Raw genomic sequence first — 24,281 nt, 5'->3', positions numbered from 1 at the left:
ATCTCGGACGGGCGGCGCGGACCGGACCCGGCACGCCTCCGGTTATGGGGCAAGCCCACGTTGCAAAGCAATTTCCGTGCGGGGATGGTGGGCCCGTTCTCCGGCAGGAACTTTGCCTTGCTCCTCCGCTTGATCGCGCGGGGCCGGCGTGCCGGCCCCTGGGACCCCGGACCATGAAGATCTTCCAGTGTCAGGCCTGCGACCAGCCGGTCACCTTCGAGGCGACCGGCTGCGAGAGCTGCGAGCGGCGCCTCGGCTATGTCTGCGCCCGGCACGAGGTCTCGGCCCTCGAGCCCGCCGGCTTCTCGACGCATCCGCGGATGGGCGGCGCGCAGATCTTCCACGCCTATGCCGATTCCGGGCCGCGCTACCGCTATTGCCAGAACGCCGTCGGGAACGCCTGCAACTGGCTGGTGCCGGAGGACAGCCCGGACATCTTCTGCACCTGCTGCCGCCACAACCGCGTGGTGCCCGACCTCACCCTGCCGTGGAACCTCGTCCGCTGGCGCCAGATCGAGGCGGCCAAGCACCGGCTGTTCTACTCGCTGCTGCGCCTCGAACTGCCGCTGGCCACCCGCGAGCAATACACGGACGGGCTCGCCTTCGACTTCCTGGCCGACCCCTCCGAGGTGAACGCCGCCGGGGCGCCCGTGCTGACGGGGCACATCAACGGCCTCATCACCATGAACATCGCGGAGGCCGACGACGTCGAGCGCGAGCGGCGCCGGATCCTGTTCGGCGAGCATTACCGCACTCTACTCGGGCATTTCCGCCACGAAATAGGGCATTATTTCTGGTATCTGCTGGTGATGAACAGCTCTGTCGAGGGGGCTTTCCGGTCGCTGTTCGGGGACGAGCGGCGTAACTACGTCCAGGCCCTGCACGATCATTACGCCGGGGGCGCCCCGCCCGACTGGGAGGGCAGCTACGTCTCGGCCTACGCCACCGCCCACCCGTGGGAGGATTTCGCCGAGACCTTCGCCCATTACCTGCACATCGTCGACACGATCGAGACCGCCTCGACCTTCGAGCTGCATGTGCGGCCGCGCCTGCGCCACGGCCCCCAGGCGCCGACGGTGATCGATTTCGACCCCTACGACACGGCCGACCTCGACCGGCTGATCGAGGCGTGGCTGCCGCTGACCTACGCGGTGAATTCCCTGTCGAGCAGCATGGGCCAGCCGGCGCTCTACCCGTTCAAGCTGACGCCGGCGGTGATCGCCAAGCTCGCCTTCGTCCACGAGCGCATCTATTCCGCCCGGGTCGGCGTGATGCCCACCCCCGACGAGGCCGAGGCGGACATCCTCCGCGCGGTCATCACCGGCCTCCGGCAGAAGGTCGCCGCGCCGACCGTGTGAGGGGCATCAGTGACGCGGGCGCGGAAGCGGCTTCAGGGTGATGAAGCGGGCCGTCCTCGACTCGTCGGCCTCATCGACCTGCCAGACGGTCCTCACCTGAGGGGCGGGGCCACTCATGGTGGTGAGCGGCCCTTCGAAGTAGAGTTTCACGGCCCGGTGCGCCTGCCTCAGGCCGCGAAAGTTGCTCTGCCGGCTGTGGTCGAACAGGGCCCGGATCAGGTCGTCCGGCTTGCCGGGTTCGAAGCCGAACGCCGCGAGGAAACGGCACTTGGCGGCTCCATCCCTGTGATGGGGATTGAGCAGGTACTCCGTGACCTTGGCCGGGGCGATGTGAAACCTCCGCGGCCACCCGTCCCGATCCGTCACCTCGCCGCGCGCTCCACGAGGCGCAGGGCAGCGGCATCGACCGTCGCCAGGGTATCGACCGGATCGGTGAACTCGACTTCGAAGGCCTCGCCATCGGCGTAGATCGCCACGACGGTTCCGGTGGCGCCTTCCGGCACCATCAGGTCGTCATCCCCTGCCACGGGCCGGAGCACACGCACGCGGTCGAGTTCGCGCACGGGCTCGTCGAGTCCGCGGTCGCCGTGAGCCGGCGGCGTCGATGTCGTCAGCCGTACACCCATGCCGCGGAGAATAATCCTTCCCCGGCCGAATGCAACGCGTCACCCCCGCCGCGCCTCGGCAAACGCCCGGAACGCCTCCAGCGTCTCGGCGCTGACATGGTGCTCGATGCCCTCGGCGTCCCGGCGGGCGGTCTCGGGGCTGACGCCGAGCGCGCAGAGGAAGCGCTCCACGATGCGGTGGCGCTCCCGCGCCGCGCCCGCGAGCCGCTTGCCCGCCTCGGTCAGGAACACCCCGCGATAGGGCCGCTGCTGCACCAGACCCTCGTCGCACAGGCGCTTCAGCATCTTGGCCACGGTCGGCTGCGCCACCCCGAGGCGCGCCGCGATGTCCACCTGCCGGGCCTCGCCGCCGTCGCCGATCAGGTCGTCGATCAGCTCGACGTAATCCTCGACCAGTTCCAGCCGCCGCGCCTCGCGCGCCTGCCGGAAGCTCTCGACGTGGCGCTCGGGATCGACGAGCGCGGTCTCGCTCCGGCCGGAGGAGTCCGATTCCTGCATCCGATCGCCTCCTTCCGAGCCCCACCCCGTCCTTAGAGCGAGCGCCAAGCCCGTTGCAATCCGCCGGACCGGTGAAAGCCCTTGCCGCGAGCCTCGGCTTTTCTATATAGCCGATGCTATACGAAGAGGATCGAACGGGCATGGCGGCAGGCGATCTCGCCGTGGCGGAGCGGCGGGCGGAGGGACACCTCAGCCGTGCGACGGAGGACGGCATCCGCGCCGTGCTCGACGGGCGGCCGGGCGGGCGCGCCCGGTTCCTGCTCTTCGCGGGGCCGGCGGTGACGGCCTCCATCGCCTACATGGACCCCGGCAACTTCGCGACGAACATCCAGGCCGGCGCCCGCTACGGCTACAGCCTGCTCTGGGTGGTGCTGGCGGCGAACCTGACCGCGATGCTGTTCCAGGCCCTCTCGGCCCGGCTCGGGATCGTCACCGGCAAGCATCTGGCCGAGCATTGCCGCGAGGCCATGCCCCGCCCCTGGCGGCTGGCCGCCTGGGGCGTCAGCGAGATCGCGGCGATGGCGACCGACCTCGCGGAGTTCCTGGGCGGGGCCATCGGCCTGTCGCTCCTCGCCGGCATCCCGCTGATGGCGGGAATGGCGATCACGGCGGTCGTCACCTACGCGATCCTGATGCTGGAGAACCGGGGGTTCCGGCCGCTGGAGATCGTCATCGGCGTGATGGTCGGCACGATCGGCCTCTGCTACGCGGCGGAATTGCTGATCGCCCCCGTCGCCTGGGGCGAGGCGGCCAAGGGGCTCGTCACGCCGAGGATCCCCGACGCCGAGGCCCTGACCATCGCGGTCGGGATCATCGGCGCCACGGTGATGCCCCATGCCCTGTTCCTGCATTCCGGCCTGACCCAGGGGCGCGGCGCCCCGCGCAACGAGGCCGACCGCCGTCTCCTCGTGCGCTTCTCCGACCGGGAGGTGCTGATCGCCCTGGCGCTGGCGGGCCTCGTCAACATGGCGATGGTGATCATGGCGGCCTCGGCCTTCCATGCCGGCCACAGCGAGGTGGCCGAGATCCAGGAGGCGTACAAGACGCTGACGCCGCTGCTCGGCCCGGCGGCGGCGGGGGCCTTCCTCGTCTCGCTCATCGCCTCGGGCGTGTCGTCCTCGGTGGTGGGCACGATGGCCGGGCAGATGGTGATGCAGGGCTTCACCGGCTGGCGGATTCCCCTCCTCGTCCGCCGCCTCGTCACCATGGCCCCGGCCTTCGCCGTGGTCGCGGCGGGGGTCGATCCGACGCGGGCGCTGGTGCTGAGCCAGGTGGTGCTGTCGCTGGCCCTGCCGGTGCCGATGATCGCCCTCGTGGTGTTCACGAGCCGGACCAGCGTGATGGGCACCTTCGCCAACGGACCCTGGACCAGGGCCGCCGCCACCGCCGGGGCGGCGGTGGTGCTGGCGCTGAACGTGGTGCTGCTGGCCCAGGCGTTCGGGGTGCCGGTGCCGGGGTTGGGGGATTAAGCCGCCGAGGCGATGGCGGGGGAGATCCGCTTGCGGGCCTTCCGGTCCTCCGTGCTGCTGACGAAGGCCTGCGCCTCCTCCTTCCGCTCGAAGACGTGCGGCGCCACCCCGCGCTTCGTCAGGGCCTCCTCCATCTTCAGGCGCAGGAAGGCGCTCGTCGCGTAGCGGGTGGTGGTCGCGTAGTAGTTCGCCTGGAGATACTGGATCATCCCGGCGTAATCGTCGACGAGGTTGTCGTTCAGGCGGAACCCGTCGTGGTTGATCACCGCGTTCACCCGCTGGCCCGCCTTCCGGCACGCCTCCACGATGGTGAGGCGCAACTCGTCCATGTCGCCCTTCACCCGGCAGTACCAGCCTTCCAGGTTGACGAAGAGGATGTTGCGCTCGCCGTCGTAGCTCACCCGCGACTTGAGATCGAGGTTGAGCAGGTCGGAGATCAGCTCCATCGGCTCCTCGCGGAAGATGCGCGGGTCCATCGGCACGGGGCTGCGCACCACGGGGGCGAAATCCATGTGGGCGAGGATGTCACGCGCGATGTCGATGCCCGGCGCCACCTCGATCAGTTCCAGGCCCTCCGCCGTCAGTTGGAAGACGCAGCGTTCCGTCACGTAGAGCACCGGTTGCGAGCGCTGCACGGCGTAGGGGCCGGAGAAGGTGTTCTGCTGCACCGCCGTCACGAACTTGCGCGCCCGGCCCTCGGTGACGATGCGCAAGTGCCCGTCCTCGACGGCGATCTCCAGCCCGCCGGCGGTGAAGGTGCCCGCGAAGACCACGGTGCGGGCGTTCTGCGAGATGTTGATGAAGCCGCCGCAGCCGTTCAGCTTGCCGCCGAACTTCGACGTGTTGACGTTGCCGGCTTCATCGCACTCGGCCATGCCGAGGCAGGTCATGTCGAGGCCGCCGCCGTCGTAGAAGTCGAACATCTGGTTCTGGTCGATGATGCAGTCGGCGTTCGTGGCCGCGCCGAAGCTCGACCCCGAGGCGAGGACGCCGCCCACCGCCCCCGCCTCGGTGGTGAGGGTGATGTAGGGGGTGACCTTCTCCTCGTTCGCCACCGACGAGATGCCCTCCGGCGCGCCGACGCCGAGGTTCACGACGCCGTTCGGCGGCAGTTCGAAGGCGGCCCGGCGGGCGATGATCTTGCGCTCGTTCAGCGGCATGCGCTTGATGCCCGTGACCGGCACGCGGATCTCCCCGGCCAGCGCGGCGTCGTGCATGACGCCGTAGTTCATCCGGTGCATCTCGGGCTCGGCGACCACGACGCAATCCACGAGGATGCCCGGCACCCGCACGTCCTTCGGCAGCAGGTAGCCGTCATCGACGATGCGCTCGACCTGCGCGATGACGATGCCGCCGTTGTTGCGCGCCGCCATCGCCTGGGCGAGGCAATCCAGCGTCAGCGCCTCCTTCTCGTAGGAGAGGTTGCCCGACGGGTCCGCCGAGGTGGCGCGGATGAAGGCCACGTCGATCTTGGTGGCCGTGTAGAACAGCCATTCCTCGCCATCGACCTCCACGAGCTTGACGATGTCCTCGGTCGTCAGGTCGTTGACCTTCGCGCCGCCGTGGCGGGGATCGACGTAGGTCTGCAGGCCCACCTTCGAGAACAGGCCCGGCTGGCCGGCGGCGCAGGCCCGGTAGAGCTGCGAGATCACCCCCTGGGGCAGGTTGTAGCCGCGGATCAGGTTGTCCTGCGCGGCCTTGGCCACCTTCGGCATCCGCCCGAAATTGGCGGCGATCACCCGCGAGAGCAGCCCCGGATGGTGCAGCCGCCCGGTGCCCAGGCCTTTGCTGTCGCCCGCGCCGGCCGTCATGATCAGGGTCAGGCCCCGGGGCGAGCCGGTCTCGACGAAGCGCTTCTCCAGGGCGGCATGCAGCGCCTCCGGGATGCAGCTCTGCACGAAGCCCGTGGTGGTCACGACATCGTTCACGCGGACCAGGGCGATGGCCTCGTCCGCGGAGATGACCTTGTTCTTCCTCATGGGCCTGCCGATCCTCCCTGACATCCGGTCGGTCGGCGGGGTGGTCCCCGTCCGCCGGACGTGTCGTCGTGAGGCCGCGCGGCGCCTTGTAAGAATCCGCCGCGCGAATGACTGCATTCCGAATGCAATCGTCGTTGCAGCGCACCGTTGTTTTTCGCGTTGCACGAAACCGGGGCCTATTGCCCCGACAATACACCTATTCCGCCCCGATGCGCCGCTGAAAAACTCTTCGACGCGCCATCATAAAAATTGCGGAGCCGGGGCGCGAACCGTCACCCCGCCCGCACCACGACCTCCACGAGGTTCGCTCGGCCCGAGGCGATGCCGGCCTCGATGGCGGGCGCGATGTCGGCGGCGCGGGTGACGCGCCGCGCCGGCACGCCCATGGAGGCGGCGAGCGCCGGGAAGTCGATGCGCGGGTCGGTGAGGTCCATGGCGATGAAGCGGTTCGCCCGCGCCGAGGCGTAGTGCGACTGGCCCTTCATGAAGTTCTTGAGGATGTTGTACTCGGCGTTGTTGATCACGACGAAGGTGACGGGCAGCTTCTCGTGCGCGGCGGTCCAGAGGGCCTGGGGCGAATACATCGCCGCCCCGTCGCCCACCACGCAGACCACCGGCGCCCGGTCGATCCCGAGGGAGAAGCCCACCGCCGCCGGCATCCCCCAGCCCAGCACGCCCCCGCGCATCGCCGCGTATTGGTGCACGGAGGGGCTGTCGAGGAAGGTGCGCAGGTGGGTGAGCGTCGCGGGCGCCTCGTCGATGATCGGGGTCTGCGCGCCGACCGCGCGGGCGACCTCGCGGGCCGCCGCCAGGGGATCGATCACCGGATCCTCGAAGGCGGCGTCGGCGGCCGCGTGGAGCCTCCGGCGGCGCTCGGCCTGCGCGGCCACCGCCTGCTCGCGCAGCGTGGCGAACGCCTCCGCCCGGTCGGCGAGGCGGGGGGCGAGGAGGGGCAGCAGCGCGTCCAGCGAGGCGCGGATGTCGCCCACCGTGGAGAGGGCGGTGGCGTAGGTGCGGCCGAGGTCGCGCACGTCGGCCGAAAGCTGGAACACGGCGGTGCCCGGCGGCACCGCCGAACCCTCCGAGTAGAGCACGGTGATGAGCGACTTGCCGCCCAGCGCGAAGACGGCATCGTAGCGCCCGAGGATCGCCGCGATGGAATCCGCCCGGGTCGGCAGGTTGCCGGCCCAGAGGGGGTGGCTCGTGGGGAACGGGATGTGGGCGGGCCAGGACGAGCCGTAGACCGGCGCGGCGAGCAGGTCGGCGAGCGCCACGGTCTGCGCGGCGGCGTCGGAGGAATCGATCTCGTCGCCCGCGATGAGCGCGAGGCGCCCCGGCGCCACGGCGGCGAGCTTCTCCGCCAGCCGGTCGAGGGAGCCCGCCACGGCGCGCTGGTCGATGGTGGAGGTCTCGCCGGCCGGGACGTCGGTGAGCGCGTCCATCACGTCCATGGGCAGGGAGAGGAAGACGGGCCCCGAGGGCGCGGCGGCGCAATCGTGGAAGGCCCGGCGCAGGAGGATCGGGATCTGGTCCGGGCTCGTGACCTCGCGGGCCCATTTCATCACCGGGTCGGCGATGGCGACGAGGTCGCCCATGAGGAGCGGGTCGGTGAGCGCGTGGCGCAGGTCCTGCTGGCCGGCGGTGACGACGAGCGGCGTGCCCGAGACCTGCGAGTTCACGAGGCTGCCCATGCCGTGGCCGAGGCCGCCCGCCGTGTGGAGGTTGAGGAAGGCCGGGCGCCGCGCCCCCTGCGCGTAGCCGTCCGCCATGGCGACGGCGGTGGCCTCCTGCAGGGCGAGCACGTAGGCGACGTCCGGCGCCTCGGTGAGGGCGTCGATGAGCGGCAATTCGGTCGTGCCGGGATTGCCGAAGATGTAGCGCACCCCCTCCGAGCGCAGCACCTCCACCAGCAGTTCCGCGCCCCTGCGCCGCCCGGCGGCCTCGACGGTGGTGACGGTCATCGTGGGTTCCCCAAAGCCGGCCCGAGGCTAGTCCGTGGTTCCCAAAGGGCCAAGCCCTTTGGCGGGGTCCAGGGGCGGCGCCCCTGGGGAGCGCAGGGCCCTGCCCTGCACCCGCCAGAGGGCTTGGCCCTCTGGACACCCCGTCTCACGCGCGCAGCGTGTCGATGAGGTCGCGCACGAAGGGCGGCAGGGCGTCGCGGTCGCGCAGGCACAGGGTCAGGTCTCGGCGCGCCCAGGGGTCGGAGAGGGGCACCACCGCCAGGGCGAGGCTCCGCGCCGCCCGCAGCGCCGTGCTCTCGGGCAGGATCGCGAGGCCGACCCGCGCCTCCACGAGGCGGCACACGGCATCGAAGCCGCGCAATTGCGCCCGCAGGCGCATCGGCCGCCCGGCCCGGGCCGCCTTCTCCACCAGGAAGCGGCTGATCGCGCTGCGCCGGTCGAGGCCCACGAGGTCGCGCTCCAGTACGTCGGCCAGGGCGACCTCCGCGCGGGCGGCCAGCGGGTCGCCCCGCGCCGCCACGAGGACGAAGCGGTCCTCCCGGAACGGGAAGGTCGCGAGCCCTCCCGTGTCGACCGTGCCGGAGAGGAGCCCGAAATCCGCCGCGCCCTCGGCCACCAGCCCGACGATCTCGTCCGAGGTGCGCTCCTCGATCTCGACGGCGATGCCCGGATGCGAGGCGAGGAAATCCGCGAGGGGGGCCGGCAGGAATTCGATCAGCGCGTGGGTGTTGGCCACCACCCGGATCTGCCCGGCGGCGCCGCCGGAATAGGCCGCCATCTCCTCCCGCAACCGCTCGGTGCCGGCGAGGATCGCGCGGGCGTGGCCGAGCAGCGCCCGCCCCGCCGCCGTGGGGCTCACCCCCTGCCGGCCCCGGGTGAGGAGGGTGGTGCCCAGGCTGTCCTCCATCGCCCGGATCCGCGCCGAGGCGGCGGCGAGGGCGAGATGGGCGCGCTGCGCCCCATGGGTGATCGAGCCGGCCTCCACCACGTGCCGGAACAGGCCGAGATCCACGAGGTCGAAACGGAACATCGCAGGGCTGTCCTTCCCCCCGACGTCGCGAGTGCCGTCCCCGCCCGTGGGCGGGGACGCTTGTCGGGCAGGGACGCGGATGAAATCAAGCCGCGCGGACGGTGTTGAGGAAGCGCGCCACCTCGGCCGTCAGGTGCTCGGACTGGCGGGACAATTCGCCGGACGCCGACAGGACCTGCTGCGCCGCCGCGCCGGTATCCTCGGACGCGCGGGCCACGCCCACGATGTTGCTCGTCACCTCCGAGGTGCCCGTCGAGGCCTGGGCCACGTTGCGCACGATCTCCTGCGTCGCCGCCCCCTGCTGTTCCACCGCCGCCGCGATGGACGTCGCCACGCTGTCGATCTCGCGGATCCGCCCCGTGATCGCGCTGATCGCCGACACCGCCTGATCCGTCACACCCTGGATCTCGCCGATCTGGCTGCCGATCTCGTCGGTGGCCTTGGCGGTCTGGTTGGCCAGTTCCTTCACCTCCGCCGCGACCACGGCGAAGCCGCGCCCCGCCTCGCCCGCGCGGGCGGCCTCGATGGTGGCGTTGAGCGCTAGCAGGTTGGTCTGCGAAGCGATGTTCGAGATCAGCCCGACCATGTCGCCAATCCGCGCCGAGGTCTGGCGCAGGGCCTGGACCAGGGCGGCGGTCTGGTCGGCCTCGCCCACGGCGGCCTGGGCCAGCGTCGCCGAGCCGTGCACCTGCCGGCCGATCTCCTGTACGGAGGTGCCGAGCTCCTCCGCCGCCGCCGCGACGGTGCCGACGTTCGACGCCGCTTCCTCGGCGGCGGCGGCGACGGTGGTGGATTGCGCGGCGGTCTCGGCGGCGGCCGAGCTCATCTGCTGGGCGGTGGCCTGCAACTCGGTGGCCGAGGAGGAGACCATGCCGACGATGCCGCCAACAGCGGCTTCGAACCCGTCCGCCAGCTCGACCATGGTGCGCTTGCGCTCGCGGGCGGCGGCCTCGTCGGCGAGGCGCTTCATTTCGGCCTCTTCCAACGCCTTGCGGGCGACCATCGCCTTGATGCCCTCGACCGCCTTACCGACGGCGCCGATCTCGTCGCCGCGCTTGGCCTCGGCGATCTGCGCGTCGATTTCGCCCTTGGCCATGCGCTGCAGCACCGCGACGAGCCGCCCCAGCGGACGCGCCAGCTGCAGGAAGACGAAGACCGAGAGGAGGACGGCGATGACGATGCTCGCGAGGCCGCCCGCGACCGACGTGAAATAGCCCGCCTCGAAGGCGCGCTGCTGGTCCGCGGCGCGGCGGACGAGGAGGTCGCGCTCGACGCTCGCCATCTCGTTCGTCTGGGCGCGCAGGGCATCCATGGAGACCTTGCCCGCCCCGCTTGCCTCGACGGCGCGGGCCTTGTCCAGGGCGCCGCTCTCGACCAGCGTGATCTCCTTGTTCGCGATCTCGCTCACCCAGGTCTGGGCGGCGCGCCTGACCTGCCCGAGGCGCTCCTGCTGCGCCGGGTTGTCCGAGGTCAGGTCCCTCACCTTGTCGAAGCTCTGCTGGAACGCCATCTGCCCCGCCCGGTACGGCTCCAGGAACTTCGGATCGCCGCCGATGAGGTAGCCGCGCAGGCCGGTCTCCTGGTTGACCATCGCGGCGGAGATCCCCTCGAGGCCCGCGAGCACCTGATAGGTGTGGTCCGTCCAGTGGATGTTCGTCTCGATGGCCGACATGCGGGTGTAGCCGAGGGCGCCGACACCGACCGTGACCGCCGACAGCGAGACGAAGGCAACAGCCAATTTTGTGGTGATCTTGATGTCGGACAGGGCGCGCATTGCGGACAAGCTTTCGTTAAGCCGAGACGATGAATGTTGTCACCGGTCGCCATCTTGTCCGCGATTCAATAAGTTATGCTGATTTCCAAAGTGCCGATGCGGTTGGCGTCAGGGAAGTCGAGGATGCAAACCATCCATTTTGGAGCACCTCCACTGAAATCGGCTCAAAATGGGCTGATCGGAAAGAACCGCAGGTACAATTCCGTATATTTGCCGTCGTCCCAGACCCGTTGCAGGGCGTCGTCGAGGGCCCGGGCGAGGGCGGCGTCCTCCTGCCGGGTGACGAGGCCGATCCCCTCCCCGAAGAACCGGTTCTCCAGGTAATCGCCGCCGATCAGGGCGCAGCAGGTCTCGGCCTCCTGCCCGCCGACATAGAGCGCGAGGTTGAGCCCGTCCGCGAACAGGTAATCGACCTCGCCGCGCTTCAGCGCGCCCTCGGCGGCGGCGAGATCGGTGAAGTCGCGGGGCTTCGCCTTGGGGAAGAAGGTGGCGAGATAGGCCGCGTGGGCGCTGCCGCCGATCACCCCGACGCTGCGGCCGTCGAGATGGGCCGGCGAGGGCTCCGGCAGGCCCCGGTCGGTCCGCGCGGCGAAGCGCGCCGGCCAGCGGAAATACGGCCGCGTCGCCAGGAACTTGCGCCGCAGGCCGGCGGTGAGGGGGATCGCGGCGGCGACCACGTCGCCCTGCTTGGATTCGAGGGAATCGAGCAGCGTATCGAACCGGCGGGCCTGTACCGTGCAGGGGACGGCGAGCTTCTCGCAGACCGCCCGGGCGAGTTCCACGACGAAGCCGGTCGGGGTGCCGTCCGGCCCCGCGAAATGGAGCGGCGGGAACTCGTCGTCGGTCAGGAAGCGCACGGCCCGGCCGGTCTGGGGCGCCTCGACGCGCTCGCCCCGGCTGCGCGGATTCCAGAAATCCGGCACCGCCACGGCGGGCACGGTGCCCTGCCCTGCGGGGGCGGCCGCCATCGCCGGGGCCGCGAGGGCGAGCCACAGGGCGGCGCCCACAGCCCATCGCCGGCCCGAGCTTGACCGTGGGAGAGGCGGAATGCTCCTCATGGAGCGGGGACGGGGCGGAGGGCTCACCGCCCTCCCCTAGCACGGCTCGAGCCCGCTGCGGGAGCGGAACCTGCGGTGACGGTCCAGGGGCAACCGATCGCTGCGACCACCGGCCTCCCGCCGGAGATCGCCTTCCTCCTGATCCAGGGCGTGGAGGGGCGCCTGCTCGCCCGCGCGGCCGAGGCGGCGCGGCGGGCCGGGACCGACGCGGCCACCGCCCTGCTCCATGCCGGCCTGATCGACGAGGCCTCCTATTACCGGGCGCTCGCCCGCGCCCTCGGCGTCCCGTTCCTCGACGGGCCGATCCCGTTCGGGGCGGGGTTGCGCCATCCCGATTGCCTCGTCGCCGGCCGCGCGCCCCTGGCGCCGGGCGCCTGCGCCGAGGCCGTGATCGCCCCGCGCGGATCCGCCATCGCGGATCTGCTCGCCGGGCGCATCCCCAAGAGCGGCCTCGCCCTCACCGCGCCGGGGCACCTGCGCGAGGCGGTGTTCGCGGCGATGCCGGGGGTGGTCGCCGCCGAGGCCCTGGGGCACCGCCCGCTCGGCCCGGCCGCCGGGCCAGCGCTCCTCGCGATCGCCCTGTGCCTCGCGGCCTTGGCCTGCCTCTACGCCGCTGCCCCGCCCCTGCTGGCGCTCGTCCTGACGCTCGGCGTGCAGGGGCTGGTCCTGGCGCTGACGGCCTTCCGCCTCGCCGCGCCGCTCCTCGATCCGCCGGGGGTCGCGGCGGCGCCGCTGCCCGACGCGAGGCTGCCGGTCTATACAGTCCTCGTGCCCCTCTACCGGGAAGGCCGGGTGGTGGGCCGGCTCGTGAAGGCGCTCGCCGCCCTCGATTATCCGGTGGCCAAGCTCGACATCAAACTGCTGATCGAGGCCGACGACGACGAGACTGCCCGTGCCCTGGCCAGAATCCCCTTCCCCGCCCGGTTCGAGGTGCTCACCGTGCCGCCGGGCTGGCCGCGCACCAAGCCGCGCGCCCTGAACGTCGCCCTGCCGCTGGCCCGGGGAAGCCTCCTCGTCGTCTACGATGCCGAGGACGTGCCGGAGCCCGACCAGCTGCGCAAGGCGGCGGCGATCCTCGCGGCCGAGCCCCCGTCGACCGCCTGCCTCCAGGGCCGGCTCGTCATCGACGACCACGACGACGGGATCCTGCCCAAGTTCTTCGCCGCCGAATATGCCGGCCTGTTCGACGTGCTGAACCCGTCGCTCTGCGCCCTCGACCTGCCCGTGCCCCTCGGCGGCACCAAAGGCAAGCAGGCGTCTTCAAAAAACTCAATTATTTCAAAGGCGATGTCCTTTGCTGCGCAAGCTAGGTGCAACGCCTGTCCAATAAGCTTCCGTGAAAGCTCGTGGAGTCTACCGCTCGCACTGGATGCGCGAGCGACGTTCGTGCGGCGCAGTTGCATAGGTTAGCGATTGCCGGCGCATCGGAGCGTATGGTCAGGCAGTCGACTTCGGTTGACCTCCACGCCTGCCTAACCTTCTTGGTCGATTGCTGGGCGGGCGTGGATGCTGTTCTCGATTATAGCGCTACCGGTGCGCGAACCCTGCCCGCCGGGCGAGATCATTGGCGAGATCCACCCGCCATCGGGATCGGGCGAAGGCCATCTCTGAGTGGTAGAGCAGCATGTCGGAGCGGTGCAGATCCCAGCGCGCGAGGCGGACCTGCCAAAGCGCCAGCATGGAATAGATCACACGCATAGCGTGCCCTCCCGCCAATCGCAGCCGACCGTGCTCAGTACGAGCGCGGCGCGTGTTGATGGAAACGACACGCCGTCGCCCATCATCCGCCCCTCACTGTCTGGGCGAAGCTCGCCGTGTGCGCGATGCCAGCGGTAGGCACTGCCGAGAGCGCAGTCCGGCCCAAAGCGCGTCGGGTTGCCCGCCTCCATCTCCCGGATAAGGCTACTGCGTTCGAACATGAGCCAGTCGTGATACTCGCGCAGTAGGCGAGGCGTGACCGGCTCCGCCACGGCAGACGGGGCGCCAATGAGTGTCACGCCACCGCCGATCAGCGGGAGCGAGACGAGGCTGCGGAGAAAGCCGCGACGATCAAAGGCGTTCATTGCTCGCGCCTCAGCGCGTCCGTCGCGTCCTTCCAATCGCCTTCGAGGCTGAGCCCGAGGTTCCGGATCGCACCGGCCAGAACATAGAGTTCCTCCGGCTGAACGGCGTGCGGACTGCAACCAAGGTGATCTAGCACGGCTGCCCAGCGGCGGATGGCGAGCAAGTCGTTCTCCATGCCACTCAGGATCGAATGCGCGGGATGCGGCTTCATGCGCACCTCCCGTTGTCGGAGAGGCGCTGCGCATCGAGCGCGTCGAGCAGGGCGATGTCGGCTTTGATCCGCTCGGCGATCCGGCGGCGCAACTCGCCGATGTAGTCAGCATGCAGATGCCAACTTGGCGTCCGCATCGCGCGGATGGCCTGCGTGACCGGTCCAGTCTGTGCGGAAGGCAAGCGCAGGCGTTCACCGCCGCGAATGGGCGGTGTAAGGTGGTGAATAGCCATGAACAGCACTCCCGGTGCGGTTGGTGGTTAGGGCCGCTGTGGAAGTTCCCGCTTCCGCTCGGCCTGCCTTTGTGATTAAATGTAGTTGGATTATCTGTCAACTACATTTAATGGACGCCATGGGCCGCCCGCCTGTCGATACCCTTAAGACGCTGCCGGTATCGTTCCGGCTGCCGCCTGTTGTGAAGGCGGCGGTTGAGAAGGCTGCGAAGGATGACACGCGGTCGGTGTCCAGCTTCTTGGAGAAGCTCCTCACCGAGCATCTGAAGGCGAAGGGCTACCTAAAATGAGGCGCACGAAGCGCAGGCTACCCGACAGCCTAACTCGGCACCTATCGGATCCGAAGATCGTAGCCTTCAAGTCTCGGGCCAGTCAGCGCCGTGCCTACGGCATGTCCGCATCAGCTAAGCAGATCGGTCTCTCCGTCGTAACCCTCATAGTCCTCGTGTTGGCCGGCGGGCATCTTTGGGAGGTGTGGTAGGTGTGCGTCTCACCCCGCGACTGACGTAACGGCTAGGGCTACGTGCGGCACCGCGAGGATCCTGAAGGCGCAAACCGATGTTCCTCATGAAGCACCTGAGGACGGAGGCCTTCCTGAAATGAACGAAACGCCAGATGCAGACCGGCTTGCTCGGGTAGTTGCCGAGAATGTCTATGCGGCGTTCTGCCGGACCGCGACGATGCCTATCCCATACCGCGAAGAACAGATTGCCCTGACACGTCTCGTAGAGGCGATCCGACCGCAGGTTGGCAAGGGTTCACCGGGTGAGCTGATTGAAGCTGCGAATATTGCTCTTTCCGAATGGGAGCAGCGAGATCCGGAAGTTCGTGGTCCGCGAGTCGTTTCCATCAATCAAATCGATGGCGCCGTGACCGTTGGCTAGCTGCCTTCACGATTTTACGGACTGGCTTAGCTGATGCCGCTCGGCGTAGCATCTATGCTGGAAACCCGATGACATACACCCTTCAACGGCTTGCCCCGGGCAGCTTCGATCTCCTCCTCGACGGCGAAGTAGTCGGCAGCCTCGTTCGTGAAGTGTCCAAGGATGGCTACGAGGGCGACTGGGTGGTCGAGACGCTGACCGAGAGCCCACCCTACCCAGCCCCGTTCACTGCCGAGACGCACAAGTTCGGGACGCTGAAGGCCGCAGCGGATTGGCTTGACGCCGAAGTGCCTGACCTCTGATTGGGACCGAGCGCACTCAGACTGTGAGTTTGTAGGGCACAATATCTCACTGGGTGTGAAGTAGCCGGCGCGATCTTCCTCGCGGAGAACGGCGAGGGGCAGCGGGTGCGGTCGAGGTAGTTTTGGCCAAGTACTTTGATTTGAAGGGCTACCTGAGACAATCGATATCTATAAAAACTACATTGGTATATCAGAATATTTTAGATCTGGCTGCATTAGTTGGTAGCACAAGCACATGACGAGTTATCCACGTTGTTGCCAAGATATCTTACAACACTGAAATCAGTATGGTATTTTTGATACAGTTTTGAGGCATAGACGCCCACTACTTGCCACCGGTCAAAAATTTGAGATACCCAATTCGTTGCATGCACAGAAATGTGCAGCGAGGAGAGGAGGATCAGATATGACGCTGACGTTGTGGTCGAAAACCGATCTCGGGGATCAAATCACACACTTCTTCAGACCGAGTGCCGCCGGAAACATCAATCCAGTTTTTGGCTATGGCGTGACAGCTAATTACTCAGGGACTGGCGACAACAATCTTTATCTATCTCTCTCAGGACAGGATTTTCTGGGAACTATTGATGACACACCTACTCTGATTGGTCCTTATGTTGCTAATCCGAGCAAGGTTGGCGGTAGCGCTGCAGGTCTATTGCTTTTCAATAACGCAACTGCGAACACGCCGACCGTTACGGGCGGTGCATTTTGGTTCAATGAGACTGCTGCTGGGTCTAATACTTACAATGTCAACTATCAAAATTTCAACTTCTCAGCACCTCTTGTTGCAGCCGACGGTCCAGCGATCTCTTTGTCGAGCAATGTTGTCACGCTAGAGAGCAACGTCTCAAATGTAACGTCCTTCAACTGGGATTGGACATCGTCGACATTCATTTTTGGTTTTGAGACGACGCCCCAAGGATCAACGGCCCGAGATATCTATCTTCAAGGTTTCACACCTACTGGTGCAGCGCGTGGAGCCCTGACGCAGGTTGGAACGCTTGGACTTGGAGCGATCTGGGACGTCAAGGAAGCATCGACGACCACGGATCTCTATTATCACGAAGCAAGCGCAGGGCAGAACGCAACGTTCGTGGCACAAGCATTCACGCCCTCGACGGGCGCCCTGACCAATGCATTTACGATAACAACTGGTTTGGCAGACCTTACGGCATATAATTTAGCGGGGAACGTGTACGCATTTGCAGGCAAAGATACGGCCGGGAACGCGAAGATCGAGTTTGATACAATCAATAACTCAGGCGCCATCACCGCTTCGCATTCTATCACTCTTGCTGGAACTACTGCAGCGGTCCGCGTCGTCGGCACAGCATTGCCGAATAACGCTGGCGCAGTATTCGCTTATACTGATCCGAACGATAATCAGCTACATCTGGTTCAGGTCGATGAAAGCACGAATATACTTCAAAATCTTATTGTCGACAGTACGAATTCGAGCGCAGACCGAGTTCGGACTTTTGGTGACGGTCGCGTCGAAATCGAGTATCGCACCGGCACTGGGGCGGTGAATGAAGTTCATTTTGCCGTCTATGATACTCGAACGACAGGCGTCTCAATATCTGGCACTAATTCCAGCGAGTTGCTTGCGGGCACGCCATTCAACGACACGATAAGCGGTGGTGCTGGCAACGACCGCATCGGCGCGAGTTTCGGTACGAACGTCCTCGATGGTGGCTCTGGCGACGACAAGGTGATGCTTGGCTTCAACTTGTCAGCTGCCAGCCTGAGCTTCGATAGTGCGGGGCATGTCGTGCTAGACGGACCCAATGCGCACAACATTCTGAGTAACTTCGAGCACTATGAGTTTAACGACGGTACTATCACTCGGTTTATCCATTCCAATCTAGTTGATGATCTTTACTACGACATAGCAAACAAAGATGTCTTCGCTGCTGGGGTAGATCCGACGGGACATTATAACCAGTATGGTTGGCACGACGGCCGTAATCCCAACGCGTACTTCTCCACGGTTGGCTATCTTGCAGCTAATCCGGATGTCGCAGCGGCGGGGATCAATCCGTTGACCCACTACGACCAGTACGGCTGGAAAGAGGGCCGCGACCCTTCCGCCAATTTCGACAATGAGTTGTATTTCAAGAACAATCCCGATGTAGCCCAACTCGGCATCGACCCGCTCGCCCACTTCCTGCAATTCGGGCAGGCCGAGGGACGCCAAGCCTACGCCGCCATTGGCAAAGCCGCCGACTTCACCCACGGCTCCTTCGACGCTGAGTACTATCTGCTTGCCAACCCCGACATCGCTAAGGCCGCGCTCGCCTCCGGTGGAGACACCTTCAACTTCGCCTACCAGCATTATCAGTCCTACGGTGCTCAGGAGGGGCGTGCAGCTGACGCCTACTTCGACTCGGCCTACTACCTCGCCCACAACCCGGACGTGGCGGCCGCGCATCTCAACCCGCTGACCCATTACGACCAGTACGGGTGGAAGGAAGGCCGCGATCCCTCCGCAGCGTTTGACACCAGCGCCTACCTCGCCGCTAATCCAGACGTCGCGGCGGCCCATCTCGACCCGCTGCAGCACTACCTTCAGTTCGGAGCGAACGAGGGACGCCACCTCGCCTGAGGAACGGCGGCTGGCACGGCGTGTCCGTGCCAGCTGCAAACGGGTTCAGCGGATCGCGGTCTGCACGTTCCGCAAGCTCATGTCGTGCGCCTGACCGACACCGCGCGTCACGGCCGAGGCCGTGGCCTGCGGATCGCTGGCCCCGTTAATGTTCACCGTAACTGGGTTGTTCTGCGAGACAGAGCGGCTGTTGTCGTTGCTCGTGGACATTGAGCCCATCGGCTGTGACCGCATGTAGTCGTCAGGGTTGAACGTGTTTGGCATCGTGCTGAAGCGCGGCACGGGAGGCGACTTCGGCGCATCCGGCCTGGGATCGCGGTAGGGCGAGTAGGGGCCGTTGGCCGCGCCGGGCTCGTAGGCGAAGCGGTTGCCGCCGATGACAGGCGCGTCCCGATGCTTCTGATACCACGGCCCACGATAGGTGCCGGCACGATAAGCGTTCGAGCCACTGGTGTTGTCAGGCACCCCGCCCGAAGCGATGGCGCGGATGCGGGACCGGATGAACTCTGTCTCGGATGCGTTGGCCTTCGAGCCCCTCCACGCCGCCTCATACTGACCCGGTGCCGTCGCAACCTGCAGAAGGTTTTTGCTCGGCCCCCAGCCCTTCGAGCCGACCCGGTTCATCATGTTGTTGATGACGGCATCGATGCTCTCGGGGTTCTTGCGGATAGCCTCGCCTGCAATGATGTCCGCCGTGCGTTGGCTGAGGTCGGCGTCCGAGAGCGCGTAGACAGGCCGGTACTTGCCTGCCGCTTCTGGCGCGCGGGCCTGCATGCCATCCGTGGGACCGCCGCCGAGGCCGAGGGCGCGCTTAACCGCGTTCACACCGCGCTGGACGATGCCGGGCTTGCTCTGCGAGGCGGTGGTATCACCCTCGTCGTTTGTCGCTGCCTGCGCCGACGATGGCGTGATGAAGTCCAGAAACTTCTCCCGGAAGTATCCTGGGTTGATCGCACCCAGCAGCTTCCCGATGGGGCTGTTTCGGACGTACTCGAACAGGATCACGAACTGGTCGTAGAGGGCCTTCACCCACCGCACCATCTCCTTGATCGCGGCGATGGGCTTGTCGAAGTAAGACGCGAAGGCGGCGACATTCTCCTCGTTCGTGAGGATCTTCAGCAGGTCGGTCATTCCCTTCGCGACCGCTTCGATGGCGGGCAGGAAGAACGACACGAGCTTGTCCCGCAGCACCTCTATGACGGCGCTGAACTCGCCCATCGCGCGGCTGATCGACGTGGAAGCGCGGGCCATCTCCCCGCCGTTCACGCCGAAGGTGCGTTGCAGATCCTTGTACTGCTTGTTGAACTCCGCGATCTCCTTCCGGTAGCGGATCCAGTGATCCACCTCGTCGGGAGAGATGCCGAATTGAGCTGCGATCTGTTGGGATGTGTGCTGTGGATGGCGCTTAACAGCCGCGTCCAGAGCGTTCGATAAAACCTCACTACCGTCGCCTTCGGTGCTGACACCGAGGCTGCGGATAATCCCATCAATGCCGGGGTTAGCGCGACGCGCACGAGCGAAATTGTCTACGGCTTGAAGCGCGGCCTCGGCGGAACTGCCGGTCTGGGCAAAGGCGTAGCCCAGCGCCTTGAGGTTGTTGACCGAAGCGCCAGAGCGGCCGGAGATGTAATAGAGCCGGTCGAACTCCCCGATGCTGTTCTTGATCGCGACGGCGAGCGCGCCCATCGCGGCGCCGGCTACGGTAGCGAACCCCGCGACGGCGACGCCGACCATGCGGAGCGAGGAGGCGACTTCAGCGGCGCGGAGGGTTTGGGCGGCAACGCGGGCCTTCTCACCGGCATCGCGCTCACGCGAAGCCTTGTCGTTGGCGACAAGCTGCTTTTCGACGCCGGCCATCAACGTCGTAGCGCGCTTATAGCTGCTCTCGTCGGTCTTAAAACCGACTGCAACCAGCAGCTCTTTCAATACCTCGTGTGACATGATTGCGGCCGTTCGGATCAGTTGCGGATGACGTAGGTGATTGAGCGGAGAAGTTGCGCCGTATCGATCAGGGGCTTCATGTCCGGCCCGCTCCGCCGGTTCTTCTTGCGGTGCAGCCGGGCGTAGACGGTGCGCTCGGCAAGCGGTGGCGCGAGACCGGCAGTGATCTGAGATTGCACGGTGGTCGCGGCCTTCAGGCCGATGCGGTGCATGCCATCGGTCACAGCGGCCTTGCCAGCAGACACGTCACCCTCGGCGGCGAGGCCGAGGGCCTTCTCTGCGGCACGCCGAAGCTCGGCGACGATCATCGCCTCAGACTTCTCCATGCCGGCGCCCAGGAAGGGCCGCGCCGGGATGTTGGCTTCGGGAGCACCGTACTCGTGGATGTAGCCCAGCGTGGCGTTATCGATGGCGCCGCCGCTTCGTCCTGCCTTCTCGGCCGGAATGCCGATCAACACCCTTTGGCGACCGGCGAACTTCAGCACGCGGTCGATGTTGAGAAGGGCTTCGGCGAGGCTGCGAGGCTTGGCCATCAAGACGCTCCCAGCTTCGGGGTCGTCGGCCCATCGTTCGCTGTCAGAGCCGGGAGGCGCTTGTGAGCGATGGCGAGCACCGCCTTCGCCATCTCGATGTGCACGCCGATTTGGCGCTGCCATTCTTCATCGGGCTCACCGTCTGGCCACTCGCCCCAAGCGATTAACATGTCCGGTGCGTCCGGTGCGCGGATGACGATGTTCCACTCGTGGGGGGGCTCGGGCTTCTGAACTTGGCCAAACACGACCATGAGTGCGCCAGTTGCTGCGAACTCAACGACGTTTTGAAGCATGGCCGTCGTCGCGACAGCCTGCTTGAGGGTGATGATCTCGCCCATGTTGACTTCCGCCCCAAGGATGTCCCCGGCACGAACTGCGCCGGGGACCGTATCGAAAGACGATGACTTGAAGGATGCAAGTCCAGTCGTCTGCTGCCGGTTATTTGGAGGGCGCCACTCGGTAGCTTGGCGCCGCGCGGGGGGAAACTCGCGAAAGTCCCCGCACTTGCTGCGTGGCCGGACCCCGCCCTGTCAGGCGATCCGGTGATCACGCGGCATCAGGCGGCCGAGAGCGTCGGCGCTTCGGCGAAGACATCTTCCGGCATTGGGAGCAGGGCATCCGGGTCGAAGGCCAGCCGATCCCGTGCAGCCTGCCACGGGCACGGCGGCAGGGTCGGAAGCCCTCGAACAACATGATGCTCGGCCATCGAAGTGCCCCCGCCGGGCAGCCAGACGTTCAAGGCACCTTCAATGGCGCGATCCAGCATCCGCACATGGGTCGTCAGCTTGGCGTACTCGGCGACCGCTGCCGCCGTGGCCGGCTCGGCGACGATGACAGCCCCGGCCGCCTCCCGCACCGTGTCCGCCGCCATGCTGTGTGCGCTTTCCAGCAGCCGAAGGTCACTGTCGATGATGGCTTCCTGCTCGCGCAGGCGCTCGACCTCGGCGTTCACCTTCTCAAGCTCGGCCCGCATCGCCTCAAGCGGGCTGGTGTCCGGGGGCGTCTCGCCGCTCAAAAGCGCATCCAACCGCGCCGTATCGCTCGGCGGGGCGCGGCGGTACTTCAGATCATCCTCAAGCGCGAACCGCCGCGACCAGAGCGGCTGATATTTGTCCATGTGAGCTGCCTTCTCGGCACTCCTGGCCTGGACCAGCGCGGCGCGGCGGTCGCGCTCAAGAATGGCGTCGGCGAGCCGCTGCCGTTCAGGCGTGCGGGCCGGCGAGATAAGGGACAGGGAAGCCTTCGCCACGACGTCAGTTCCCCTTAAACATGTGGGGGAACATCCTGGCACTCTCAGCCTGCTCGGCCTTCGTCATCGGGCGGGAGGGAGCCCGATTGAGGATCACCTTGCCGGGCGGCACGGCGCCGATGCGATTGCCGTCACCGAGCCGGAACATGTCCGGGTGCAGCGCCTCGATGGCCGCGCGATCCTGCACGATGTCATGCATGACGCGCTTGCGCGTGACAGCGTAGCCCCGCGCCTGACAATCCATCGCCAGCAGCTCGCGGCGCTTGATGGCAGCGTCGGCGGCCATGTCCTTATCGGGCACGCCCTTCGCCAGCATGTCTTCCAAGGTCAGCAGATCGTCATCGGGGATCTTGCCCAGGCAAAATTCAAGGATGCGTTCCATGGTCTGCGGGGTCATCGGTTCTGCTCCTGCGGGTGGGGGTTCAGTTCGTCCAAGGGACGAAGTTCGCAGCCGGCACGTCGCTCGGCTTCTCGGTGACGGGGTAGAGTTCGATCACACCGCCATCGGCAGGGTCGCCCGTCACCTGCGCGGCAGGGACGAAGGCCGGAGCCATTGAGTCCACCGGGGAGAAGATCGCGAAGAACCGAGGATCATTCGTGATGCCGGTGTAGCCAGCGGCCGGAAAGCGGCGGCAGCGGCGACCGTCCAAGGTGATGGAGGCGTTGGTGTAGAGGCAGACTCGGTAGCCCATGGTCAGATCGTGCTCCCGTAGCGGTGGCGGTCACGGTTTCGACCAGGGCCGGGCCCTTTGAAGGAAGCAGCCATCTGTGCGGTGACGACGATGGGCTTGCGGGCGTTGACAACGCCGACGACAGCGCCCGCCACTGCATTCGCCACGTCGTCGTGGGCGCCAGGGGCGTGATCGATGCTGTCGCGGCCGCCGCGCGCCGTGCGGCGCTCCAAGGTGATCAGCTGCGTCGCCAGCGTCGGCACATCGAGAAGATCGACCTCGCCGCTGTTCAGCTTCGGCAGCAGATCGAGGTACAGTGCGCTCTTAGTCTTCTCGGCCGGCTCGTAGGTGATGCCGTGCCGCCGGAACGCCTCTCGGGGCCATTCACCCGCGTACCGGTCGCCGACCACGCTCTTGAGGTGGTAGCGCTTCAGCAGGTCGGAAAACTCCGAGACCACCGCCTCGGGGCTGAAGGGCGCCTTCCGCTCGCGCAAAGCGTCGAGGATGACGCGATCATCCTCGCGGTGGGCGACCGCCATCGTCATTGAGTCCGACGCGCCGCCGCTCGGGTCCGCAAAGGCGAAGTAATGAACCTTCGACAGCGGGGCCCGCTCAACCACGCCGCGCGTGATGGCCGCCTCCACTACCTCACGGGAGATGAAGCTCTCCACGTCCGAGCGGAACTGCGCGAGGTATTCCGCCGAAGCGCTCGGCAGATCCCGCTCAAGAGCCTCGTCCACCACCGACTGAGGAACGGTCGGGTTCATCACCCGCGTGCCGGCCTGCCAGACGAGAGCAGGGGCCCCGTCCTTGCCGAAGTGCCTACGGTGCGCGTCGTAGAGGGCGCCGCGCCGAGCATACGGCGACGAGGCGCACAGCATCACCGCACCAGGGATCGTCGCCATGGCAGGCCGCAGCGCGTCGAGGATGGCATAGTCCGGCTCGGCCGCGTCGTCGGTCGGCCAGAACGCGATCTCGTCACACAGAGCCGCTGCGAGGGTGCGACCACGGACGGCGCGATATGAGGACGTCCCGACCTCGATGGTGACGCGGTTGGTAAGGTCGAACTCGTCGGCCGTTTCCCGCGACACCATGCGGGCCAGCATCGGCACCTCAGTGAGAAGCGCCTGCATGTAGCGGAAGATCACGCGCGCCTGCCGGCGGTCGGCGGCGAGGATCAGGATGGTCGCTCGCTCGCCCGGCGAGAGGAACTGGCGGTAGTCGCGGAAGGCGGCGAGATAGACCGCCGTCAGCGCCATGATGAAGGACTTGCCTCCGCGACGGCCACAGACGAGCCACGCTTCGCTGTAGGGGGCCTCAGGGTTCGATTGGCGGCCCGTACAGGCCCGATAGACGTTAGCCTCGGCTTCGGACAGCGGCAGGCCGAACAAGGCCCCCAGGAAGGCACGCCATGCTGTCCACGTGCCCTCGTCCTTGAACCAGGGGGCAAACAGCTTCAGGTCGGTGGTGGCCTGAAGGAGGTTCATGCCGCCGGCCTCGCGTCGATGTAGTCGCGCAGGTCGGGGGTCACGTCACGGGGGCGACGGCGAAGGCCGACAGCCTCAAGCAACCGACGCAGATTTCCGCTCGTCCGTGAGTAGAGGTCCAGAGCCTCGGCGTCGGCCTCGCCATCGTTGGCGAAGCGCTCCTCCATCCGCTCCAACTCGACGGTGAGGGTGGCGACCCGGCGGACGATGGAGCGCTCGGCAGCGGACACCGCAGCGTCGCCGCCGAGGTCGGAAATGTGCAGTTCCATGAGATCGCGCATGCGACGCGCCCACGTCGAACGGCCGTCCACATTCGCGAGAAGCGCCGAGCCATTCGTGACGCGG

General features: G+C 66.8%; 27 protein-coding genes. 7 read left to right on the top strand and 20 right to left on the bottom strand.

What is annotated here, in order from left to right:
- Positions 1-173 precede the first annotated feature (173 nt).
- Positions 174-1,358, top strand: a complete 1,185-nt coding sequence (locus ACXJ1Y_RS05315; RefSeq protein WP_463849090.1) for a zinc-binding metallopeptidase family protein — start codon at positions 174-176, stop codon at positions 1,356-1,358.
- A gap of 6 nt (positions 1,359-1,364) precedes the next feature.
- Here ACXJ1Y_RS05315 and ACXJ1Y_RS05310 read toward each other — a convergent pair whose 3' ends face one another.
- Genes ACXJ1Y_RS05310 through mntR form a run of 3 tightly spaced genes read right to left on the bottom strand, consistent with a single transcriptional unit; the run spans position 1,365 to position 2,482 of the window.
- Positions 1,365-1,724 carry a DUF6883 domain-containing protein gene (locus ACXJ1Y_RS05310; RefSeq protein WP_463849089.1) on the bottom strand — a complete coding sequence of 120 codons (360 nt, stop codon included), beginning with the start codon at positions 1,722-1,724 and terminating at the stop codon, positions 1,365-1,367.
- Positions 1,721-1,984: a DUF4926 domain-containing protein gene (locus ACXJ1Y_RS05305; protein ID WP_463849088.1), complete on the bottom strand. Its 264-nt coding sequence runs from the start codon at positions 1,982-1,984 to the stop codon at positions 1,721-1,723. The genes ACXJ1Y_RS05310 and ACXJ1Y_RS05305 overlap by 4 nt, the downstream gene beginning before the upstream one ends.
- Positions 1,985-2,023: 39 nt before the next feature.
- A complete protein-coding gene (gene mntR, locus ACXJ1Y_RS05300; protein WP_463849087.1) occupies positions 2,024-2,482 on the bottom strand; it encodes a manganese-binding transcriptional regulator MntR in 459 nt (152 codons plus the stop codon).
- Between the two features lie 140 nt (positions 2,483-2,622).
- Here mntR and ACXJ1Y_RS05295 point away from each other — a divergent pair, with 140 nt between their 5' ends.
- A complete protein-coding gene (locus ACXJ1Y_RS05295; RefSeq protein ID WP_463849086.1) occupies positions 2,623-3,951 on the top strand; it encodes an Nramp family divalent metal transporter in 1,329 nt (442 codons plus the stop codon).
- Here the strand turns inward: ACXJ1Y_RS05295 and ACXJ1Y_RS05290 are convergent.
- From ACXJ1Y_RS05290 to ACXJ1Y_RS05270, 5 genes are all read right to left on the bottom strand, one after another.
- Positions 3,948-5,930 carry an acyl CoA:acetate/3-ketoacid CoA transferase gene (locus ACXJ1Y_RS05290; protein WP_463849085.1) on the bottom strand — a complete coding sequence of 661 codons (1,983 nt, stop codon included), beginning with the start codon at positions 5,928-5,930 and terminating at the stop codon, positions 3,948-3,950. The genes ACXJ1Y_RS05295 and ACXJ1Y_RS05290 overlap by 4 nt on opposite strands.
- A 272-nt stretch (positions 5,931-6,202) precedes the next feature.
- The gene (locus ACXJ1Y_RS05285; RefSeq protein WP_463849084.1) at positions 6,203-7,891 is read right to left on the bottom strand and encodes a thiamine pyrophosphate-binding protein; all 1,689 of its coding nucleotides are present in this window, start codon (positions 7,889-7,891) and stop codon (positions 6,203-6,205) included.
- A gap of 145 nt (positions 7,892-8,036) precedes the next feature.
- On the bottom strand, positions 8,037-8,921 hold the full coding sequence (locus tag ACXJ1Y_RS05280; protein WP_463849083.1) for a LysR substrate-binding domain-containing protein: 885 nt from the start codon (positions 8,919-8,921) through the stop codon (positions 8,037-8,039).
- A gap of 85 nt (positions 8,922-9,006) precedes the next feature.
- Positions 9,007-10,695 carry a methyl-accepting chemotaxis protein gene (locus ACXJ1Y_RS05275; protein WP_463849082.1) on the bottom strand — a complete coding sequence of 563 codons (1,689 nt, stop codon included), beginning with the start codon at positions 10,693-10,695 and terminating at the stop codon, positions 9,007-9,009.
- 164 nt (positions 10,696-10,859) lie between these two features.
- The gene (locus ACXJ1Y_RS05270) at positions 10,860-11,663 is read right to left on the bottom strand and encodes a transporter substrate-binding domain-containing protein (protein ID WP_463850041.1); all 804 of its coding nucleotides are present in this window, start codon (positions 11,661-11,663) and stop codon (positions 10,860-10,862) included.
- A gap of 165 nt (positions 11,664-11,828) precedes the next feature.
- Here ACXJ1Y_RS05270 and ACXJ1Y_RS05265 point away from each other — a divergent pair, with 165 nt between their 5' ends.
- Positions 11,829-13,163: a glycosyltransferase gene (locus ACXJ1Y_RS05265; RefSeq protein ID WP_463849081.1), complete on the top strand. Its 1,335-nt coding sequence runs from the start codon at positions 11,829-11,831 to the stop codon at positions 13,161-13,163.
- Between the two features lie 117 nt (positions 13,164-13,280).
- On the opposite strand, the gene ACXJ1Y_RS05260 is transcribed toward ACXJ1Y_RS05265, so the two are convergent.
- Genes ACXJ1Y_RS05260 through ACXJ1Y_RS05245 form a run of 4 tightly spaced genes read right to left on the bottom strand, consistent with a single transcriptional unit; the run spans position 13,281 to position 14,261 of the window.
- On the bottom strand, positions 13,281-13,451 hold the full coding sequence (locus ACXJ1Y_RS05260) for a hypothetical protein (RefSeq protein ID WP_463849080.1): 171 nt from the start codon (positions 13,449-13,451) through the stop codon (positions 13,281-13,283).
- Positions 13,442-13,816 (bottom strand): hypothetical protein, encoded by a 375-nt coding sequence (locus ACXJ1Y_RS05255; protein ID WP_463849079.1) that lies wholly within the window; start codon positions 13,814-13,816, stop codon positions 13,442-13,444. The genes ACXJ1Y_RS05260 and ACXJ1Y_RS05255 overlap by 10 nt, the downstream gene beginning before the upstream one ends.
- Positions 13,813-14,028, bottom strand: a complete 216-nt coding sequence (locus ACXJ1Y_RS05250; RefSeq protein WP_463847192.1) for a hypothetical protein — start codon at positions 14,026-14,028, stop codon at positions 13,813-13,815. Before ACXJ1Y_RS05250 ends, ACXJ1Y_RS05255 begins: the two co-directional genes overlap by 4 nt.
- On the bottom strand, positions 14,025-14,261 hold the full coding sequence (locus ACXJ1Y_RS05245; RefSeq protein WP_463847193.1) for a hypothetical protein: 237 nt from the start codon (positions 14,259-14,261) through the stop codon (positions 14,025-14,027). Before ACXJ1Y_RS05245 ends, ACXJ1Y_RS05250 begins: the two co-directional genes overlap by 4 nt.
- A 119-nt stretch (positions 14,262-14,380) precedes the next feature.
- On the opposite strand from ACXJ1Y_RS05245, the gene ACXJ1Y_RS05240 reads away from it, so the two are divergent.
- The 4 genes from ACXJ1Y_RS05240 to ACXJ1Y_RS05225 all read left to right on the top strand — a co-directional run bounded on the left by ACXJ1Y_RS05240 (position 14,381) and on the right by ACXJ1Y_RS05225 (position 18,055).
- Positions 14,381-14,551: a hypothetical protein gene (locus ACXJ1Y_RS05240; RefSeq protein WP_463849078.1), complete on the top strand. Its 171-nt coding sequence runs from the start codon at positions 14,381-14,383 to the stop codon at positions 14,549-14,551.
- Between the two features lie 309 nt (positions 14,552-14,860).
- A complete protein-coding gene (locus ACXJ1Y_RS05235) occupies positions 14,861-15,145 on the top strand; it encodes a hypothetical protein (RefSeq protein ID WP_463849077.1) in 285 nt (94 codons plus the stop codon).
- Between the two features lie 68 nt (positions 15,146-15,213).
- Positions 15,214-15,447: a hypothetical protein gene (locus ACXJ1Y_RS05230; protein WP_463849076.1), complete on the top strand. Its 234-nt coding sequence runs from the start codon at positions 15,214-15,216 to the stop codon at positions 15,445-15,447.
- Between the two features lie 406 nt (positions 15,448-15,853).
- Entirely contained in the window at positions 15,854-18,055 is a 2,202-nt protein-coding gene (locus ACXJ1Y_RS05225; protein WP_463849075.1) for an autotransporter outer membrane beta-barrel domain-containing protein, read from the top strand.
- Between the two features lie 45 nt (positions 18,056-18,100).
- Here the strand turns inward: ACXJ1Y_RS05225 and ACXJ1Y_RS05220 are convergent, their stop codons facing one another.
- The 8 genes from ACXJ1Y_RS05220 to ACXJ1Y_RS05185 all read right to left on the bottom strand — a co-directional run bounded on the left by ACXJ1Y_RS05220 (position 18,101) and on the right by ACXJ1Y_RS05185 (position 24,217).
- Positions 18,101-19,996 (bottom strand): hypothetical protein, encoded by a 1,896-nt coding sequence (locus ACXJ1Y_RS05220; protein ID WP_463849074.1) that lies wholly within the window; start codon positions 19,994-19,996, stop codon positions 18,101-18,103.
- A 17-nt stretch (positions 19,997-20,013) separates the two neighbouring features.
- Complete coding sequence (locus ACXJ1Y_RS05215; RefSeq protein ID WP_463849073.1) at positions 20,014-20,529, bottom strand: phage virion morphogenesis protein; 516 nt, start codon at positions 20,527-20,529, stop codon at positions 20,014-20,016.
- Positions 20,529-20,867, bottom strand: coding sequence for a hypothetical protein (locus tag ACXJ1Y_RS05210; protein ID WP_463849072.1), 339 nt, complete (start codon positions 20,865-20,867; stop codon positions 20,529-20,531). The genes ACXJ1Y_RS05215 and ACXJ1Y_RS05210 overlap by 1 nt, the downstream gene beginning before the upstream one ends.
- Positions 20,868-21,085: 218 nt before the next feature.
- The gene (locus ACXJ1Y_RS05205) at positions 21,086-21,778 is read right to left on the bottom strand and encodes a hypothetical protein (RefSeq protein ID WP_463849071.1); all 693 of its coding nucleotides are present in this window, start codon (positions 21,776-21,778) and stop codon (positions 21,086-21,088) included.
- 4 nt (positions 21,779-21,782) lie between these two features.
- Positions 21,783-22,175, bottom strand: a complete 393-nt coding sequence (locus ACXJ1Y_RS05200; RefSeq protein WP_463849070.1) for a hypothetical protein — start codon at positions 22,173-22,175, stop codon at positions 21,783-21,785.
- 25 nt (positions 22,176-22,200) lie between these two features.
- Positions 22,201-22,470 carry a hypothetical protein gene (locus ACXJ1Y_RS05195; protein WP_463849069.1) on the bottom strand — a complete coding sequence of 90 codons (270 nt, stop codon included), beginning with the start codon at positions 22,468-22,470 and terminating at the stop codon, positions 22,201-22,203.
- Between the two features lie 2 nt (positions 22,471-22,472).
- Positions 22,473-23,936 carry a terminase large subunit domain-containing protein gene (locus ACXJ1Y_RS05190; protein ID WP_463849068.1) on the bottom strand — a complete coding sequence of 488 codons (1,464 nt, stop codon included), beginning with the start codon at positions 23,934-23,936 and terminating at the stop codon, positions 22,473-22,475.
- A complete protein-coding gene (locus tag ACXJ1Y_RS05185) occupies positions 23,933-24,217 on the bottom strand; it encodes a hypothetical protein (protein WP_463849067.1) in 285 nt (94 codons plus the stop codon). Before ACXJ1Y_RS05185 ends, ACXJ1Y_RS05190 begins: the two co-directional genes overlap by 4 nt.
- Between the last annotated feature and the right edge of the window lie 64 nt (positions 24,218-24,281).

This window comes from Methylobacterium sp. TK26 (assembly GCF_055361565.1).
Note: the sequence above shows the minus strand (reverse complement) of the source record. Positions and strands in the feature narration are given on the sequence as shown.